The 15,187-nt window shown below is 70.5% G+C and carries 15 protein-coding genes; 5 read left to right on the top strand and 10 right to left on the bottom strand.

Features of this window, described 5'->3' with window-relative positions:
* Nucleotides 1-60: 60 nt before the first annotated feature.
* Nucleotides 61-3,804 carry a methionine synthase gene (metH, locus tag ACFQW8_RS17015; protein ID WP_380089809.1) on the top strand — a complete coding sequence of 1,248 codons (3,744 nt, stop codon included), beginning with the start codon at nucleotides 61-63 and terminating at the stop codon, nucleotides 3,802-3,804.
* A 98-nt stretch (nucleotides 3,805-3,902) separates the two neighbouring features.
* On the opposite strand, the gene ACFQW8_RS17020 is transcribed toward metH, so the two are convergent.
* The gene (locus ACFQW8_RS17020) at nucleotides 3,903-4,412 is read right to left on the bottom strand and encodes a MarR family winged helix-turn-helix transcriptional regulator (protein ID WP_380089423.1); all 510 of its coding nucleotides are present in this window, start codon (nucleotides 4,410-4,412) and stop codon (nucleotides 3,903-3,905) included.
* Between the two features lie 128 nt (nucleotides 4,413-4,540).
* On the opposite strand from ACFQW8_RS17020, the gene ACFQW8_RS17025 reads away from it, so the two are divergent.
* The 3 genes from ACFQW8_RS17025 (at nucleotide 4,541) to ACFQW8_RS17035 (ending at nucleotide 7,715) form a co-directional block, all read left to right on the top strand.
* The gene (locus ACFQW8_RS17025; protein WP_380089811.1) at nucleotides 4,541-5,803 is read left to right on the top strand and encodes an MFS transporter; all 1,263 of its coding nucleotides are present in this window, start codon (nucleotides 4,541-4,543) and stop codon (nucleotides 5,801-5,803) included.
* A 138-nt stretch (nucleotides 5,804-5,941) separates the two neighbouring features.
* Nucleotides 5,942-6,745: a MerR family transcriptional regulator gene (locus ACFQW8_RS17030; protein WP_380089425.1), complete on the top strand. Its 804-nt coding sequence runs from the start codon at nucleotides 5,942-5,944 to the stop codon at nucleotides 6,743-6,745.
* A 124-nt stretch (nucleotides 6,746-6,869) separates the two neighbouring features.
* Nucleotides 6,870-7,715 carry a RecB family exonuclease gene (locus ACFQW8_RS17035; RefSeq protein WP_380089427.1) on the top strand — a complete coding sequence of 282 codons (846 nt, stop codon included), beginning with the start codon at nucleotides 6,870-6,872 and terminating at the stop codon, nucleotides 7,713-7,715.
* On the opposite strand, the gene ACFQW8_RS17040 is transcribed toward ACFQW8_RS17035, so the two are convergent.
* Nucleotides 7,644-8,351, bottom strand: coding sequence for an HAD family hydrolase (locus ACFQW8_RS17040; RefSeq protein ID WP_380089429.1), 708 nt, complete (start codon nucleotides 8,349-8,351; stop codon nucleotides 7,644-7,646). The genes ACFQW8_RS17035 and ACFQW8_RS17040 overlap by 72 nt on opposite strands.
* A gap of 48 nt (nucleotides 8,352-8,399) precedes the next feature.
* Between ACFQW8_RS17040 and ACFQW8_RS17045 the strand changes: the two genes are divergently transcribed.
* Nucleotides 8,400-9,245: a PAC2 family protein gene (locus tag ACFQW8_RS17045; protein WP_380089431.1), complete on the top strand. Its 846-nt coding sequence runs from the start codon at nucleotides 8,400-8,402 to the stop codon at nucleotides 9,243-9,245.
* A gap of 28 nt (nucleotides 9,246-9,273) precedes the next feature.
* Here the strand turns inward: ACFQW8_RS17045 and mshC are convergent, their stop codons facing one another.
* The 8 genes from mshC to ACFQW8_RS17085 are packed head-to-tail and all read right to left on the bottom strand — an operon-like array spanning nucleotide 9,274 to nucleotide 15,163.
* On the bottom strand, nucleotides 9,274-10,518 hold the full coding sequence (gene mshC / locus ACFQW8_RS17050; protein ID WP_380089434.1) for a cysteine--1-D-myo-inosityl 2-amino-2-deoxy-alpha-D-glucopyranoside ligase: 1,245 nt from the start codon (nucleotides 10,516-10,518) through the stop codon (nucleotides 9,274-9,276).
* 23 nt (nucleotides 10,519-10,541) lie between these two features.
* Nucleotides 10,542-11,333, bottom strand: a complete 792-nt coding sequence (locus ACFQW8_RS17055) for an SCO1664 family protein (protein ID WP_380089436.1) — start codon at nucleotides 11,331-11,333, stop codon at nucleotides 10,542-10,544.
* Nucleotides 11,334-11,336: 3 nt separating this feature from the next.
* Nucleotides 11,337-11,846, bottom strand: a complete 510-nt coding sequence (locus tag ACFQW8_RS17060; RefSeq protein WP_380089438.1) for a DUF3090 domain-containing protein — start codon at nucleotides 11,844-11,846, stop codon at nucleotides 11,337-11,339.
* Between the two features lie 9 nt (nucleotides 11,847-11,855).
* Nucleotides 11,856-12,587: an energy-coupling factor ABC transporter ATP-binding protein gene (locus ACFQW8_RS17065; RefSeq protein WP_380089440.1), complete on the bottom strand. Its 732-nt coding sequence runs from the start codon at nucleotides 12,585-12,587 to the stop codon at nucleotides 11,856-11,858.
* A gap of 40 nt (nucleotides 12,588-12,627) precedes the next feature.
* Nucleotides 12,628-13,389 carry a cobalt ECF transporter T component CbiQ gene (gene cbiQ / locus ACFQW8_RS17070; protein WP_380089441.1) on the bottom strand — a complete coding sequence of 254 codons (762 nt, stop codon included), beginning with the start codon at nucleotides 13,387-13,389 and terminating at the stop codon, nucleotides 12,628-12,630.
* Between the two features lies 1 nt (nucleotide 13,390).
* On the bottom strand, nucleotides 13,391-13,720 hold the full coding sequence (locus ACFQW8_RS17075) for a PDGLE domain-containing protein (RefSeq protein ID WP_380089443.1): 330 nt from the start codon (nucleotides 13,718-13,720) through the stop codon (nucleotides 13,391-13,393).
* The gene (locus ACFQW8_RS17080) at nucleotides 13,717-14,409 is read right to left on the bottom strand and encodes an energy-coupling factor ABC transporter permease (RefSeq protein ID WP_380089445.1); all 693 of its coding nucleotides are present in this window, start codon (nucleotides 14,407-14,409) and stop codon (nucleotides 13,717-13,719) included. The genes ACFQW8_RS17075 and ACFQW8_RS17080 overlap by 4 nt, the downstream gene beginning before the upstream one ends.
* A 55-nt stretch (nucleotides 14,410-14,464) precedes the next feature.
* A complete protein-coding gene (locus ACFQW8_RS17085; protein ID WP_380089447.1) occupies nucleotides 14,465-15,163 on the bottom strand; it encodes an MSMEG_4193 family putative phosphomutase in 699 nt (232 codons plus the stop codon).
* Nucleotides 15,164-15,187: the final 24 nt, after the last annotated feature.

Genomic DNA, 15,187 nt, shown 5'->3' on the forward strand with positions numbered 1-15,187 from the left:
CCCGCAGATGCGGCGGTCGCACACCGCCCGGACGCCACCGCCGACCTCACCGCTGCCCTCATGGAGCGCGTCCTCGTCCTCGACGGCGCGATGGGCACGATGATCCAGCAGGAGGGACTGGCGGAGGAGGACTACCGGGGAGAGCGCTTCGCCGACTGGCCCAGCGACCTGCGCGGCAACAACGACCTGCTCAGCCTGACCAGCCCGGCGGTCATCGAGGGCATCCATCGCGCGTACCTGCTGGCCGGCGCCGACCTCGTGGAGACCAACACGTTCAACGCGCAGCGGATCTCGCTCGCGGACTACGACATGGCCGACCTCGCCTACGAGATGAACCGTGAGGCCGCACGGCTGGCCCGGAGCGCGTGCGACGCCGTCACGGCCGAGACCGGTCGCCAGCGATGGGCCCTCGGGGCCCTGGGTCCGACGACCCGCACGGCCTCGATCTCGCCCGACGTCAACGACCCCGGCGCACGCAACGTCACCTTCGACCAGCTCGTCGAGGCCTACCTCGAGCAGGCTCGCGGGCTGGTCGACGGCGGGGTCGACGCCCTCATCATCGAGACGATCTTCGACACCCTCAACGCCAAGGCGGCGATCTTCGCGGTCGAGACCCTCTTCGAGGACCTCGGTCGGCGCTGGCCGATCATCATCTCGGGGACGATCACCGACGCGTCCGGACGCACCCTGTCCGGCCAGGTCACTGAGGCGTTCTGGAACTCCGTGCGCCACGCCCGCCCCCTCGTCATCGGGCTCAACTGCGCCCTCGGCGCCGACGAGCTGCGCCCCTACATCGCCGAGCTCTCCCGCATCGCCGACTGCTTCGTGTCGGCCTATCCCAACGCCGGCCTGCCCAACGCGTTCGGTGAGTATGACGAGACCCCGGACCAGATGGCCTCTGTCGTGGGCGAGTTCGCGACGAGCGGCCTGGTCAACATCCTCGGCGGCTGCTGCGGCACCACACCGGAGCACATCGGGGCCATCGCCGATGCTGCCGCGAAGGGCACCCCCCGCGTCCGGGCCGAGGTCCCCGGCGCGCTGCGCCTCAGCGGGTTGGAGCCCCTCACCGTCGACGAGGACTCGCTCTTCGTCAACGTCGGCGAGCGCACCAACATCACCGGCTCGGCCCGCTTCCGCCGCCTCATCAAGGAGGAGGACTACCCGGCTGCGCTGTCGGTCGCCCGCCAGCAGGTCGAGGCCGGGGCGCAGGTCATCGACATCAACATGGACGAGGGGATGATCGACGGCGTCGCCGCGATGGACCGCTTCGTCAAGCTCGTCGCCAGCGAGCCCGACATCTGCCGGGTGCCGCTCATGATCGACTCCAGCAAGTGGGAGGTCATCGAGGCCGGCCTCAAGTGCTCCCAGGGCAAGCCGATCGTCAACTCCATCTCGATGAAGGAGGGGGTCGAGCCGTTCCTGGCGCAGGCCCGCCTCTGCCACAAGTACGGCGCGGCCGTCGTGGTCATGGCCTTCGACGAGGAGGGTCAGGCCGACTCCCTCGAGCGGCGCAAGGAGATCTGCCAGCGCGCCTACGACCTGCTCACCGGCGAGGTCGGCATGGACCCGCACGACATCATCTTCGACCCCAACATCTTCGCGGTGGCCACGGGCATCGAGGAGCACGCGGCATACGGCACGGACTTCATCGAGGCGACCCGGTGGATCAAGGAGAACCTGCCGGGCACCCTCGTCTCCGGTGGCGTCTCCAACGTCTCGTTCTCGTTCCGCGGCAACAACCCCGTGCGTGAGGCGATCCACGCGGTCTTCCTCTACAACGCCATCCAGGCCGGGATGGACATGGGCATCGTCAACGCCGGCGCCCTCGTCGTCCTCGACGACGTCGACCCCGAGCTCCGCGAGCGCATCGAGGACGTCGTCCTCAACCGCCGACCCGACTCCACGGAGCGGCTGCTCGAGATCGCCGACAAGTTCAACAACACCGGCGAGGCCGCCCCCGAGGTGACCGAGGCCGAGTGGCGGGGGCTGCCCGTGCGCGAACGCATCACCCACTCCCTCGTCAAGGGCATCGACGACTTCGTGGTCGAGGACACCGAGCTGCTGCGGCAGGAGATCGACGCGGCGGACGGCAAGCCGATCGAGGTGATCGAGGGCCCGCTCATGGACGGCATGGGCGTCGTCGGCGACCTCTTCGGAGCAGGCAAGATGTTCCTCCCCCAGGTCGTGAAGTCGGCGCGCGTCATGAAGAAGGCTGTCGCACACCTCATCCCCTACATCGAGGCCGAGAAGGAACGTTCGGGCGTCTCGACCCAGAACAGCAAGGGCCTCATCGTCATGGCGACGGTGAAGGGCGACGTCCACGACATCGGCAAGAACATCGTCGGGGTCGTCCTCCAGTGCAACAACTACGACGTCATCGACCTCGGCGTCATGGTGCCCGCGCAGAAGATCCTCGACACGGCCAAGGAGAAGGGCGCCGACATCATCGGCCTCTCCGGGCTCATCACACCCTCACTCGACGAGATGGTGCGCGTGGCGGGCGAGATGGAACGACAGGGCTTCACGATCCCGCTGCTCATCGGTGGGGCGACGACCTCTCGGGCGCACACCGCCGTCAAGGTGGACGGTCAGTACAGCGGCCCCGTCGTCTGGGTCAAGGACGCATCGCGCTCCGTGCCGGTGGCGAGCCAGCTCCTGTCGGCGACGCAGCGCGAGCCCCTGCTCGAGACGATCAAGGCCGACTACGACTCGATGCGGGCCCGTCACGCCGCGAAGTCCACCGAGCGCCCGCTGGTGTCCATCGACGCGGCCCGCAAGGCGGCCACCCCCATCGACTGGACGGCCTACCGGCCAGTTCGTCCCCACCTGCTCGCCCAGCAGAGCAAGGACGTGTGGTCGGGCAAGTCCGACACCAGGTGGCACCGGGCGGCTGCCCAGTTCACCCGGGAGTTCGTCGACTACCCGATCGAGGAGCTGCGTCGCTACATCGACTGGACGCCGTTCTTCCAGGCCTGGGAGATGAAGGGTCGCTACCCCGACATCCTCTCCAACCCCGCGACGGGCGAGACCGCACGCAAGCTGCTCGAGGACGCCAACGCGATGCTCGACAAGATCATCGACGAGAGGTGGCTCACCGCCAAGGGCGTCATCGGGCTCTTCCCGGCCAATGCGGTCGGCGACGACATCGAGGTCTACGCCGACGAGTCGCGAGAGAGCGTCCTCACGACGATCCACGGCCTGCGGCAGCAGGGTCAGCACCGGGCCGGCGTCCCCAACCGCTGCCTCTCCGACTTCGTCGCGCCCAAGGAGACGGGCCTGCGCGACTACGTCGGAGGCTTCGCGGTCACGGCCGGCCACGGCACCCACGACCGGATCGCGGCGTTCAAGGAGGAGCTCGACGACTACAGCGCGATCCTCGTCGAGGCTCTGGCGGACCGGCTGGCCGAGGCGTTCGCGGAGCGCATGCACGAGCGGGTCCGTCGCGAGTTCTGGGGTCACGCCGGCGACGAGCACCTCTCCAACGCCGACCTCATCGGCGAGAAGTACACCGGCATCCGTCCGGCCCCCGGCTACCCCGCGTGCCCGGACCACACCGAGAAGGAGACGCTCTTCAAGCTCCTCGGTGCGGCTGACCGTGCCGGCATGGAGCTCACCGAGTCGATGGCCATGCAGCCGGGAGCTTCGGTGAGTGGTTGGTACTTCTCCCACCCCGAGAGCCAGTACTTCGTCGTGGGGCGCCTGGGTCGCGACCAGGTCGAGGACTACGCCGAGCGCAAGGGCTGGACCCTCGCCGAGGCCGAGCGCTGGCTCGGCCCCAACCTGGGGTATCAGCCCGAGGACTGAGGACTTCCTTCGCGTATGCCGGCCTGCTGGCTTCCGCTGTCAGGCTGAGGCGTCCGCTGGCGGCGTCCGTCGGCAGGCGTCGACGTCCGCCGCGAGGCTCAGGCGTCGACGTCGTCCAGGTGGGCGATGACGCCCTCGAGGAGGCGCGCCAGCTCACCCCGTTCGGCCTTGGTGAGCCCGCTCAGGACGTCGCTCTCGACCATGTCGGACTCGCGGACCGACTGGCTGAACAGCTCCCAGCCCTCCTTGCTCAGTGAGACGAGGATGCGGGTGCGGTTGTCCGCGTCCGGACGGCGCTCGACCAGCCCGCGCTGAGACATCTTGTCCAGCCGGTGCGTCATCGACGACGGCGCGACACTCGTGAGCTCGGCGAGCTGGCTGGGCGTCTGGCAGTCGTCCCCTGCCCGGGCGAGCGCGGCGACGACCGCCCACTCCCCCTGGGTGAGGTCGAGGTCGGCGAGCTGTCGCGCGTACCACTGGTCGAGCTTCTTGGTCACTCCGTAGAGCGCGGTGATGACGCGCTGGACCGACTCCTCACCTCCGGCGGCGACGTAGGCCGCGACGGCGTCGCGGTGCTGCTGCGCTGCGGACTTCGTGCGTCGGGGCATAACCCCATCCTCGCATGCGTTCTTCGAATGCTAACCTTTCGACATCGAACATTCGATACCGAATGGTTCGACGTCGAAGGCCGTTGACCGTCTTGTCTTCCGCCACCAACAGAAAGGGTGTGACCACCATGCGCGCCAAGCTGCTCGTCCTCGCCTCCTCCATCGGGATGCTCGGCTGGGGTGCGGTGCTGCCCTATCAGTACGCGTATGCGGCCGACACCCGCGGCTGGGGCGCCCTCGCCGCTGCTGCCGCATCCTCGCTCTTCTCGGTCGGGGCACTGGTCGCCGCACCGGTGGCCGGACGGCTCAGCGACCGCTACGACCCGGTCGCCGTCGCAGTTCTCGCCCAGCTGCTGGGAGCGGTCGGCGTCGGCTCGCTCGTGCTGGCCGACTCGACCGCAGCCTTCCTCGGCGGGATGTTCGTCTTCGGGCTGGGGCTGACCGCCGCCGTCCCGGCCAAGCAGGTCCTCGTGCTCCGTTGGGTCGACAGCAGCGACCGTCGCCGCGTCTTCGCCTACAAGTTCACGGGTGAGGCGCTCGGCATGGCGGCCGGCGCCTACGTCGCCGGACACCTCGTCGACCTGCGCGACCCGCAGGGGCTCGACGTCGGGTTCCTCACGGCAGCAGCCGGATTCGCGATCTCCTCGCTCATCATCGGCCTCGCCGGTCGAGGCGCCACCATCCACCCGGGCAGCGAGATCGTCGCGAGCCCCGCTGCCCGGCCGATGAGCCCGCTGGAGTCGATGCGTGCCGTCTTCGCCACCCCGGCGCTGCGATGGACCGCGGTGGTCACGGTGACGCTCGCCCTGGGGTTCTACGCCCAGTTCGAGTCGGGCCTGCCGGCCTACGCGATCACGACCCTCGACATCGACACAGCCGCCGTCGGCACCGCCGCCGCGGTCAACGCGATCGTCATCGTCGTGCTCCAGGTCATCGTCGTCCGCCTCACCGCCAACAGGAGCGCGCCGACCCTGCTCATGGCGGTCGGTGGGATCTGGGTCCTGTCCTGGGTCGTGCTCTCCACGGCGCAGTTCGCACCGGGCGTCGCGGCGGCCCTCTTCGTGACGACCTACGGGATCTTCGCCGTCGGCGAGACGATGTACAGCCCGGTCCTCAGCCCCCTGACCGCCTCCCTCGCACCGCGGGGCATGGTCGGCCAGACGCTGGGTGCCTTCGCCGCGCTGCAGACGACCTTCTCGGCGCTGGGTCCCCTCGTCGCCGGCGTGCTCCTGGGCGCCGGGCTCACGACCGGCTTCCTGGGGCTGCACATCGCCATCAGCGCTCTCGCCGTGTATGCCGCGTGGCGCCTGCGCGGTGCGCTGCGCCGCCCGCAGCCCGGGCCCGCGACGGCGTCGTCGGCCGGCTCGGACGACGCGGTCCTTGTCGCCTGAGGTGAGCGCGGGTCCCACGCTCTGCGTGGGCCGGCATACGCAAAAAGGTCCTTGACCCTGACACGGTGTCAGGCTGTCTGCTGATCGGTGTCGCCCGGGCGCTGGACCCGGGCACTCCACAGGACCGAAGGGACGCACGTGCTCGGCATCGGTGACTTCGCCCTCCACGGACAGGTGTCCGTGCGCATGCTGCGCCACTACGACGCGCTCGGGCTGCTCGTGCCCGCAGCCGTCGATGCGCACAGCGGCTACCGGCGCTACACCGCCGACCAGCTGAGTCGGCTCAACCGGCTCGTCGCGCTCAAGGACCTCGGCTTCGCTCTCTCCGAGATCGCGCCGATCCTCGACGCCGACGTGTCCGCCGACGAGCTGCGGGCGATGCTCGCCCTGCGCCGCTCGCAGATCGCTGCGCGGATCGAGGAGGACCACACCCGCCTCGCCGAGATCGAGCGTCGCCTTCGGACGATCGAGAAGGAGCACACCATGCAGGACCTCGAGTTCGTCACCAAGGCGCTGCCAGAGCTCACCCTGGCCCAGCGCACCGGGAGCGTCACCGACCAGTCCGAGATCGGGCAGACGATCGGGCCGCTCTTCGCCGACCTGCTCTCGGATGCGGGCCGGGCCGGCCTGGACGTGGAGCAGCCCACGGTCGCCTGGTACGAGATGAGCGAGGACTCGATCCGCTTCGCGGCGGGTATGCCGCTCGCAGCCGGGGAGAGCATCCCCGGTTACGAGGTGGAGACGCTGCCGGCCGCCGGACGAGCCGTCACCGTCGTCCACCACGGCTCGATGGAGACCATCGGTGACAGCTGGCAGGCGCTGATGCAGTACCTCGGAGCCGAAGGTCTCTCCCTCGATGGGCGATGCCGGGAGGTCTACATCGCGACGCCCCACGGCGACGAGGACGCCTGGGTCACCGAGCTGCAGCAGCCCATCGCCTGAGCCACGCCCGCTCCCCCGCTCGCGTCCGCGACCTTGGCCGCGTTCCGGACCGGGTTCGCGGACGCGAGCGGGCTGGGCGGTGAGGTGTGCGGGGGTGTCGGCAGGACGGCATACCGTGTCGTCCATGACCCCCGCACTGTCTCCGAGCCGCGCAGCGGACTTCAAGCAGTGCCCCCTGCTCTTCCGGTTCCGCACCATCGACAAGCTCGACGGGCCACCCTCACCGGCAGCCGCGCGCGGCACCCTCGTGCACGAGGTGCTCGAGCACCTCTTCGAGCTGCCGGCGGCCGAGCGGACCCCTGAGGCGGCCGTCGCGCTGCTCCAGCCGCGCTGGCTGAGTCTCGTCGAGGAGCGGCCGGAGCTCGCGACGATGATCGAGGACGACGAGACCCTGACCGAGGAGGGGTGGTTCACGGCGGCCGGAGCGCTGGTCGAGAGGTGGTTCACGCTCGAGAACCCGCAGTGGCTCGAGCCGGCCGAGCGCGAGCTCTATGTCGAGACCGAGGTCGACGGTCTCACCCTGCGCGGCTACGTCGACCGCCTCGACATCGCTGCCGACGGTGCGATGCGCGTGGTCGACTACAAGACCGGTCGCTCGCCGCGTGAGGCCTTCGAGGGCAAGGCCCTCTTCCAGATGAAGTTCTATGCGCTCGTGCTCTGGCGCCAGCGCGGCGTCATCCCCAAGCAGCTGCAGCTCGTCTACCTCGGCAACGGCGAGATCGTGCGCTACGAGCCGGACGAGCACGACCTGCTCGGGCTCGAGCGCAACGTCCAAGCGGTCTGGGCGGCCATCGTCCGGGCCAGCGAGACCGGTGACTGGCGACCCCGCGTGTCCCGGCTGTGCGACTGGTGCGACTTCAAGGAGCTGTGCCCCGAGTGGGGCGGCACTCCTCCGCCGCTACCTGCCGACGCCGGTCGGCTCGTCCTCGACCCGCGCGTCACCGGCGAGGCGCTCGTCGGCGACGACTGACACGAGGTCGTGCGGGGTGAGGCCCCGCAGGCTGGGCAGCTGGACGGCACCGCGCGTGATGGGCACGGGCACGACGTGCGGGACCGCGATGGTGGGCACCCCCGCGGCGACGGCCGAGCGGACCCCGGTCGGCGAGTCCTCGATGGCGATGCAGTCACGTGCCTCGACGCCCAGCATCCGCGCGGCCGCGTGATAGGGCTCGGGGTGCGGTTTGCCGTGCTCGACCTCGTCGCCGGTGACCACGGCCGCGAACGTGCCCTCGGGCAGCGCCTCGACGACAGCGGTCGCCAGTGATCGCCACGACATCGTCACCAGCGCGTTGGGGACTCCCTCGTCGATGAGCGCCGCGAGCAGCTCCCGCGCGCCCGGACGCCACGGCACGTGCTCGCGGACCCGGGACGTGACGCGGACGAGGAGCTCCTCGATGATCCGCTCGGGCTCCCACGTGATCGGCGAGTTGTCGCGGATGAACTCCGCACTGACCATGAGGTCGTTGCCCACGAGCTGGTGCGCGTACTCGTCGGACCACACTCCCCCGTGCTCCTCCACGATGTCGTGCTCGGCGGCGATCCAGTAGGGCTCGGTGTCGACGAGGGTCCCATCCATGTCCCAGAGAACCGCAGCAGGCAACGTCATGGGCCGAGTCTACGAATAGGGTGGAGGTGCACCTACGAGGAGGACGCGTTGATCGAGCTCGACGACCTGCCTGACCTGGAGAACGCCGTGATGATCGCGGCCTTCGAGGGGTGGAACGACGCCGGTGAGGCAGCAAGTGGCGTAATCGAGCACCTGGCCCAGCTCTGGGACGCGGAGCCGGTCGCGGCGCTCGACCCGGAGGACTACTACGACTTCCAGGTCAACCGCCCGCGGGTGCTCTCAGAGGGTGGGCAGCGCCGGATCAGCTGGCGCACGACGCGCATCCTCGTCGCCACCAACACCTCCATCGGGCGCGACGTCATCCTCGTCCAGGGGGTCGAGCCGTCGTTCCGGTGGCGGACGTTCGCCATCGAGCTCATGGAGCTGGCCCAGGCGGCAGATGTCACGACAGTCATCACCCTGGGCGCACTGCTCGCCGACGTGGCGCACACCCGACCCATCCAGGTGACCGCGACCTCGGACAACGAGGACACGCGCCACCGCCACGACCTCGAGGCAAGCACCTATGAGGGCCCGACGGGCATCGTCGGTGTCATCGCCGACGCGGCGGTCCAGGTGGGGGTGAGCTCGATCTCGGTGTGGGCGGCCGTCCCCCACTACGCCCACCACACCCCGTCCCCCAAGGCCACGCGTGCCATGGTGTCGCGGCTCGAGGAGCTCCTCGACGGGCCCATCGACCACGTCGGCCTCGACGAGGACGCCCGTGCGTGGGAGAACGGCCTCGATGCGCTCGCGTCCGAGGACGCCGAGGTCGCGGAGTACGTCGAGTCGCTGGAGGAGGCCCAGGACACGGCCGAGCTCCCCGAGGCCAGCGGCGATGCGATCGCCAAGGAGTTCGAGCGCTACCTGAGGAAGCGCGGCGCCGACGACTGACGCCGTGGGCGGCGTCCTCCGTGCGTGGTCAGAAGCGCACTCCGAGCAGCGCGTCGAGCGCCCGACCCAGCAGGCCGGGAGCCGACGCCTCCTCGCCACCGCGGGCCAGGGTCTCGTCGGCCCAGGCGTCGATGGCCGCGAGGGCGCGTGGTGCGTCCAGGTCATGGGCGAGTGCGGCCCGGATCTCAGCGATCGTCTCGTCGGCTGACGGCGCAGTGTTGACCGAGAGGGCCTCGCGCCACCGCTCCAGACGGACCTGCGCCGCGGTCAGGAGGTCCGGCGTGTAGTCCCAGTCGGAGCGGTAGTGCTGGGCGAGCAGGACCAGGCGGATCGCCATGGGGTCCACTCCGTCCTCACGCAGGCGCGAGATGAGGACGAGGTTGCCGCGCGACTTGCTCATCTTGTGGCCGTCGAGTCCGACCATGCCCGCGTGGCTGTGGATCTGCGCATAGTCCTGGACACCGATGGCACTGGCCTGCGCGACCGTCATCTCGTGGTGGGGGAAGATCAGGTCCGAGCCTCCACCGTTGACGTCGATGGGCACACCGAGCCGGTCGAGAGCGATGGCGGTGCACTCCACGTGCCAGCCGGGTCGCCCCGCGGGCAGCCCCTCGAACTCCCAGGAAGGCTCGCCCTCGCGGGCCGCGCGCCACAGCAGCGGGTCCAGCGGGTCGCGCTTGCCGGGGCGGTCCGGGTCGCCACCGCGCTCGGCGAAGACGGCAAGCATCTGCTCGCGCGTCCATCCGGACACCTCGCCGAATCCGGAGACGTGGGAGAGGTCGACATAGAGGTCGGGACCGGACGCGTCGTCGTTGGTCAGCGCGTATGCCGCCCCGCTGTCGATCGTGCGCCGCACGAGGTCCGCGATGGTCGGCATCGCCTCGACGACACCGACGTAGTCCGTCGGTGGGATGACCTGCAGCGCGGTCATGTCCTCGCGGTAGAGGTCCGCCTCGGCCACGGCGAGGTCCCGCCAGTCGAGCCCATCGCGTCGGGCGCGTTCGAGGAGCGGGTCGTCGATGTCGGTGACGTTCTGGGTGTAGTGCACCTCGTGCCCGGCGTCGCGCAGAACGCGACCGACGAGGTCGAACGCGACGTAGGTCGCGGCGTGGCCGAGGTGGGTCGCGTCATAGGGGGTGATGCCGCAGACGTAGAGCCGGGCCACGGGTCCGGGGTCGACCAGCTGCAGCTCCCCCGAGCTGGTGTCGTGCAGGCTGAGCGCCACTCCGTCTCCGGGGATGGCGGGCAGGAACGGAGGCGGCCACGAGATCACCGTCGAAGCCTACGACGGGCTCCTCACATCGCTGGCCACGGGATGGCCGGCCACCCGGGAACGGGCAACGGATGACGCCGGTCCTCGAGGAGGCGATCGGTCCGCGCGAGGAGGGCAGCGACCTCGTCGGTCGTGAGGAGGTCGGCGAGGCGCGATGCCAGGTCGCCCTCGTGCAGGGCGCCCCGCACCCGCTCCAGCCGGTCGAGGTCGGCGACGTCGAGCGCCTCACCGGCCCAGCCCCACAGGACGGTGCGCAGCTTGGGTTCGACGCCGAGGCTCACGCCGTGGTCGACGCCCCAGACCGTGCCGTCGCAGCGCAGGAGGTGACCGCCCTTGCGGTCGGAGTTGTTGATGAGCGCGTCGAAGACGGCAGCCGTGCGGACACCGGGCTCGGTCGCGTGTGCCACGACCACCTGCTCACCGTCGGGGGTCTCACCGCGCAGGACCTCGCGCCAGCCGGCGGGGACCTCACCCGGCGCGACGACGTCGACGACGAGGTCGGGTGCTCGGTCGGGCTCACCGACCCACTGCTGGGTGGCGGCAGGGCCCCAGGGTCCGTCGTGGAGGACGGTGGGTGGGACGACACCGAACCCACCGGCCTCACTGATGAGGTATGCCGCCCGCTCACGAGCCGCCAACGTGCCGTCGGGATAGTCCCAGAGCGGGCGTTCGAGCGCGACGGGCTTGTGGATGGCGAGCCTCGAGTCGGCGTCGAGGCTGACCCGCACGAGGACGGCGCCGTTGGAGGACTCGACGATCCGGCCCAGGAGCTCGACCTCGCCGGCCTGCAGGAGGTGTTCGACCTCGAGCGACACGGTCTAGCGCTTGTATCCGTTGGACCGGGGGCAGATGTGTCCCTCGGGATCGAGGGGCTGGCCACAGAACGGGCACGGGGGGCGCCCCGCTGCGACGATGGCCTGGCAGCGCCGGGCGAAGGCCCGCGCGTTCGCCGCGTTGAGGACGACCCTGACCGTGTCCGAGGGCGTGGTCTCCTCGGGGTCGCTGTCGTGGCACTCGATCACGATGCTGGAGCGGTCCTCGTCCCACGCCAGGCTCACCGTGTCCACCCGGAACTCGTCCTCGATCGGGGTCTCGAGCGCCTCCGTGTCCGCGAAGTGCTCGGCGACGGCGTCGGAGCCCTCCGGACCACCGACGGTGTCGAGGAGGTCCGCGATGCGGTCCGCGAGGATGCTCACCTGGACCTTCTCGATGGACACCGAGACGAGCCGGCCGGCTCCGCGGGCCTGCAGGAAGAAGGTGCGGCCGCCAGGCGGGCCGACGGTGCCGGCGACAAAGCGCTCTGGCGGGTCGAAGTCACTGATCGCCATGCGCGCAGACTAACCCGAGAAGCCCCACGGCAGCTCAAGGCGGTGCTCCTTGAGCAGGGCGGCGTCGTCGAGGAGCGTGCGGGTGCTGCCGTCGGCGGCGACGACACCGCCGGAGAGGATGACCGACCGCTCGCAGAGCTGGAGGGCGAAAGGCAGGTCGTGGGTGACCATGAGCACGGTGACGTCGAGCGACTGGATGAGCTCACCGAGCTCGCGTCGTGACGTGGGGTCGAGGTTGGAGGACGGCTCGTCGAGCACCAGGATCTCGGGCTCCATCGCGAGCACCGTGGCGATGGCGACCCGGCGCCGCTGACCGAAGGAGAGATGGTGCGGCGCCCGGTCAGCGAACTCCGTCATGGCCACGGCCCGCAGGGCTGCGTCGACCCGCGCACCGAGCTCCTCCCCTCGCAGCCCGAGGTTGGCCGGGCCGAACGCCACGTCGTCGCGCACGGTGGGCATGAAGAGCTGGTCGTCCGGGTCCTGGAAGACGATGCCGACCCGACGGCGGATCTCCAGGTGGTTGGCCCGGACGACGGGCAGGCCCGAGACGGAGACGCTGCCGGCGCCCGCCTCGAGGATGCCGTTGAGGTGGAGCACGAGCGTGGTCTTGCCCGCGCCGTTGGGCCCGAGGAGGGCGACCCGCTCGCCCCGGTGGACGTGGAGGTCGACACCGAAGAGCGCCTGGTGACCGTCGGGGTAGGCGAAGGCGAGGCCGCGGATGTCGAGGACGGGTGTGCTCATCGGGTGTTGCTCATGAGGGTGCTGCTTCGACGGGTCGTGTTCACGGGAGGCGGACCAGGGTCAGGGCGACGAGGGCCAGCGCGGCGGGCAGGAGGGCGCGCATCCAGTCGGCGCGCCGAGCGGTCATGGGGTCGGTCACGGGCATCCGTCCGTCGTAGCCACGCGACATCATTGCCAGGTGGACGCGCTCGCCCCGCTCGTAGCTGCGGATGAACAGGGCTCCGGCACTGGAGGCGATGACCGGCCACGACCCCACCGACCGGGCGGTGAAGGCCCGCGACTCGCGGGCGACCCTCATGCGCTGGGCCTGCGATCCGACGACACCGAGGTATCGCACCATGAACGCCAGGATCTGTACGAGCCGGTCCGGCACCTTGAGGTGCTGGAGGGCCCGGACGAGGTCGCGGCTGGACGTCGTCGTCGCGAAGGCGACAGCCATGAGCACGCTCGTCGTCGCCGTCAGGAGGAGGGCGATGCCGGCCTCGACCCCATCGCGGGAGACGGTGAACGGCCCGAGCTGCGTCGTTGGTCCGGTGGCGACGAAGGGCAGCACGAGGGCGAAGACGACGAACGGAACCTCGACGACGAGCCGCGACGCGACGTGCCGCAGGGGAACTCGAGTGGAGAGCACGACTCCCAGCGCCACACCCAGCAGCGCCAGGCGCGCCATGTGTGCCTCACGCGGCAGGGCCACGACGAGGAGGACGAAGGTCAGCAGGCCCACGAGCTTGACGTGGGCGGGGAGCCGGTGGACGACGGAGTCCCCGTCGATGTGGAGATGGGGGCCGAGCTCGGCTCCCACGTCAGTCGCCGTCGCGTGGACCGCGCCGGCGCAGCAGGTGCATGAGCCCGAAGGCGACGACCGCCACGACGACCACGCCGACGATGCCCGCAAGCCCGCCGGACAGGCGGGGATCATCGACGCCGGCCGTGCCGTAGTCGGCGAACGGGGAGGCGCTGGCGCCGTGCTCGCTCGCCGAGTCGATGAAGCCGAGCCGCTCGGCGACGAACTCGAGTCCGTCCGGGTTGCCGGAGGCCCAGAGCGAGACGATGCCGGCGAGCGCCAGGCAGACGACGAGGCCCGTGACGACGAGGCGGCTCGTCGTGATCCGGTTGCGCGGGGACACACTCATGCGGGCACCTCCGTCCGGATCTCGAGGGGCCGCGCCTGGACCAGCCCACGTGCCCCGTGGACGAGGTCGGGTCGCGTGGCGATGATGCTGCCGACGGCGAGCAGGGTGATGACGCCCTCGCCGACACCGATGAGCGTGTGCCAGCCCAGCATGGCGCTCACGAGCGCATCGAAGGGGATCGGCGCCCGCCCGCCGACGGCATACAGGGCGGTGAAGGCCAGCGCGGTGACCGGGACCGACAGGAAGGCTGCGACACCGGCAAGGGCCGGCACGGCACGCACGCCGGCCGAGCGCACGATGCGGCGCAGACCGACGAAGACCAGCCAGCCGGACCACACTCCGACGAGCGCCATGAGGCTGATGTTGGTGCCCAGGGCGGTGATGCCGCCGTCGGCGAAGAGCAGTGCCTGGACGGCGAGCACCACGGTGAGGCACAGCGTCGCCGTCCACGGGCCGACGAGCACGGCGGCCAGGGTCCCGCCGAGGAGGTGCCCTGACGTCCCGGCGCCCACCGGGAAGTTGAGCATCTGTGCGGCGAAGACGAAGACGGCGACGAGTCCGGCCAACGGCGCCGTGCGGTCATCGAGCTCCCGCCGGGCGCGGCTCAGCGCGAGGGAGACTCCCCCGGCAGCGGCGACGGCCGTCGCGATCGACGTGGGTGCGTCGAGGAATCCGTCAGGGACGTGCATGCCGACAGCCTTTCCGGGCCACAGCCCTTGTTGCACATTGTTTGCAACAAGGACTCTAGCCGGTCCCGCCCCCGACGACGGCGTCACCCGGAGGGACGGCTGCCGCAGCCTTCTGATGCGGACGGATGGCATCCCCCGACGAGTTCACGGCCATCACCATCGCCCGCTCTCCGGTGCGGCGGATGACGGACACCGACGCGGGGTCCACGTGCACGCGTTGGAGGCCGCCGAGGCCCGCACCCATCGCATCCGCGAGGAGCGCCTTGATCGGGTCGCCGTGGCTCACCGCGACCCACACCGCGTCCGGACCCCGCTCGGCCTCGACCTCGGCGTCGATGCGCCGCACGGCCGCTCCGATGCGGGCCGCCATCTCGGGCAGGGACTCCGCGGCATACAGCTCGCTGTCCGGGAAACGGGCGGAGGCGGGATCGTCCTGGACGGTGCGCCACAACGGTTCCGAGGCGAGCTCGGCGATCGGCCGTCCCGTCCACGCCCCGTAGTGGCACTCACCGAGGTCGTCGTCCACCTCTGCCGTGGCACCGGGCAGCAGCAGCTCGGACGTCTCGCGACAGCGCTGGAGCGGACTGGTGACGAGCCGCGCCACCTCGGTGCCGGTCTCGGCCAGTCGGGCGGCGATCCGGGCCACGTCGGCGCGCCCGCGGTCGGTGAGACCCACCCCCTTCGTCCATCCCGCGAGGACGGCGTCGGCGTTGGCGGTCGAGTGACCGTGTCGGACGAGCAGGAGCAGTGCCACGGCGCCCACTGTAGGCAACAATGG

This window comes from Knoellia altitudinis (genome assembly GCF_042666355.1).
GTDB lineage: Bacteria > Actinomycetota > Actinomycetes > Actinomycetales > Dermatophilaceae > Knoellia > Knoellia altitudinis.

Excerpts from the sequence above, each read along its gene's own strand:
- metH (WP_380089809.1), top strand. The coding sequence starts at position 61 with ATGGAGCGCGTCCTCGTCCTCGACGGCGCGATGGGCACGATGATCCAG.
- ACFQW8_RS17020 (WP_380089423.1), bottom strand. The coding sequence starts at position 4,412 with ATGCCCCGACGCACGAAGTCCGCAGCGCAGCAGCACCGCGACGCCGTC.
- ACFQW8_RS17025 (WP_380089811.1), top strand. The coding sequence starts at position 4,541 with ATGCGCGCCAAGCTGCTCGTCCTCGCCTCCTCCATCGGGATGCTCGGC.
- ACFQW8_RS17035 (WP_380089427.1), top strand. The coding sequence starts at position 6,870 with ATGACCCCCGCACTGTCTCCGAGCCGCGCAGCGGACTTCAAGCAGTGC.
- ACFQW8_RS17040 (WP_380089429.1), bottom strand. The coding sequence starts at position 8,351 with ATGACGTTGCCTGCTGCGGTTCTCTGGGACATGGATGGGACCCTCGTC.
- ACFQW8_RS17060 (WP_380089438.1), bottom strand. The coding sequence starts at position 11,846 with ATGGCGATCAGTGACTTCGACCCGCCAGAGCGCTTTGTCGCCGGCACC.
- ACFQW8_RS17065 (WP_380089440.1), bottom strand. The coding sequence starts at position 12,587 with ATGAGCACACCCGTCCTCGACATCCGCGGCCTCGCCTTCGCCTACCCC.
- ACFQW8_RS17075 (WP_380089443.1), bottom strand. The coding sequence starts at position 13,720 with ATGAGTGTGTCCCCGCGCAACCGGATCACGACGAGCCGCCTCGTCGTC.
- ACFQW8_RS17080 (WP_380089445.1), bottom strand. The coding sequence starts at position 14,409 with ATGCACGTCCCTGACGGATTCCTCGACGCACCCACGTCGATCGCGACG.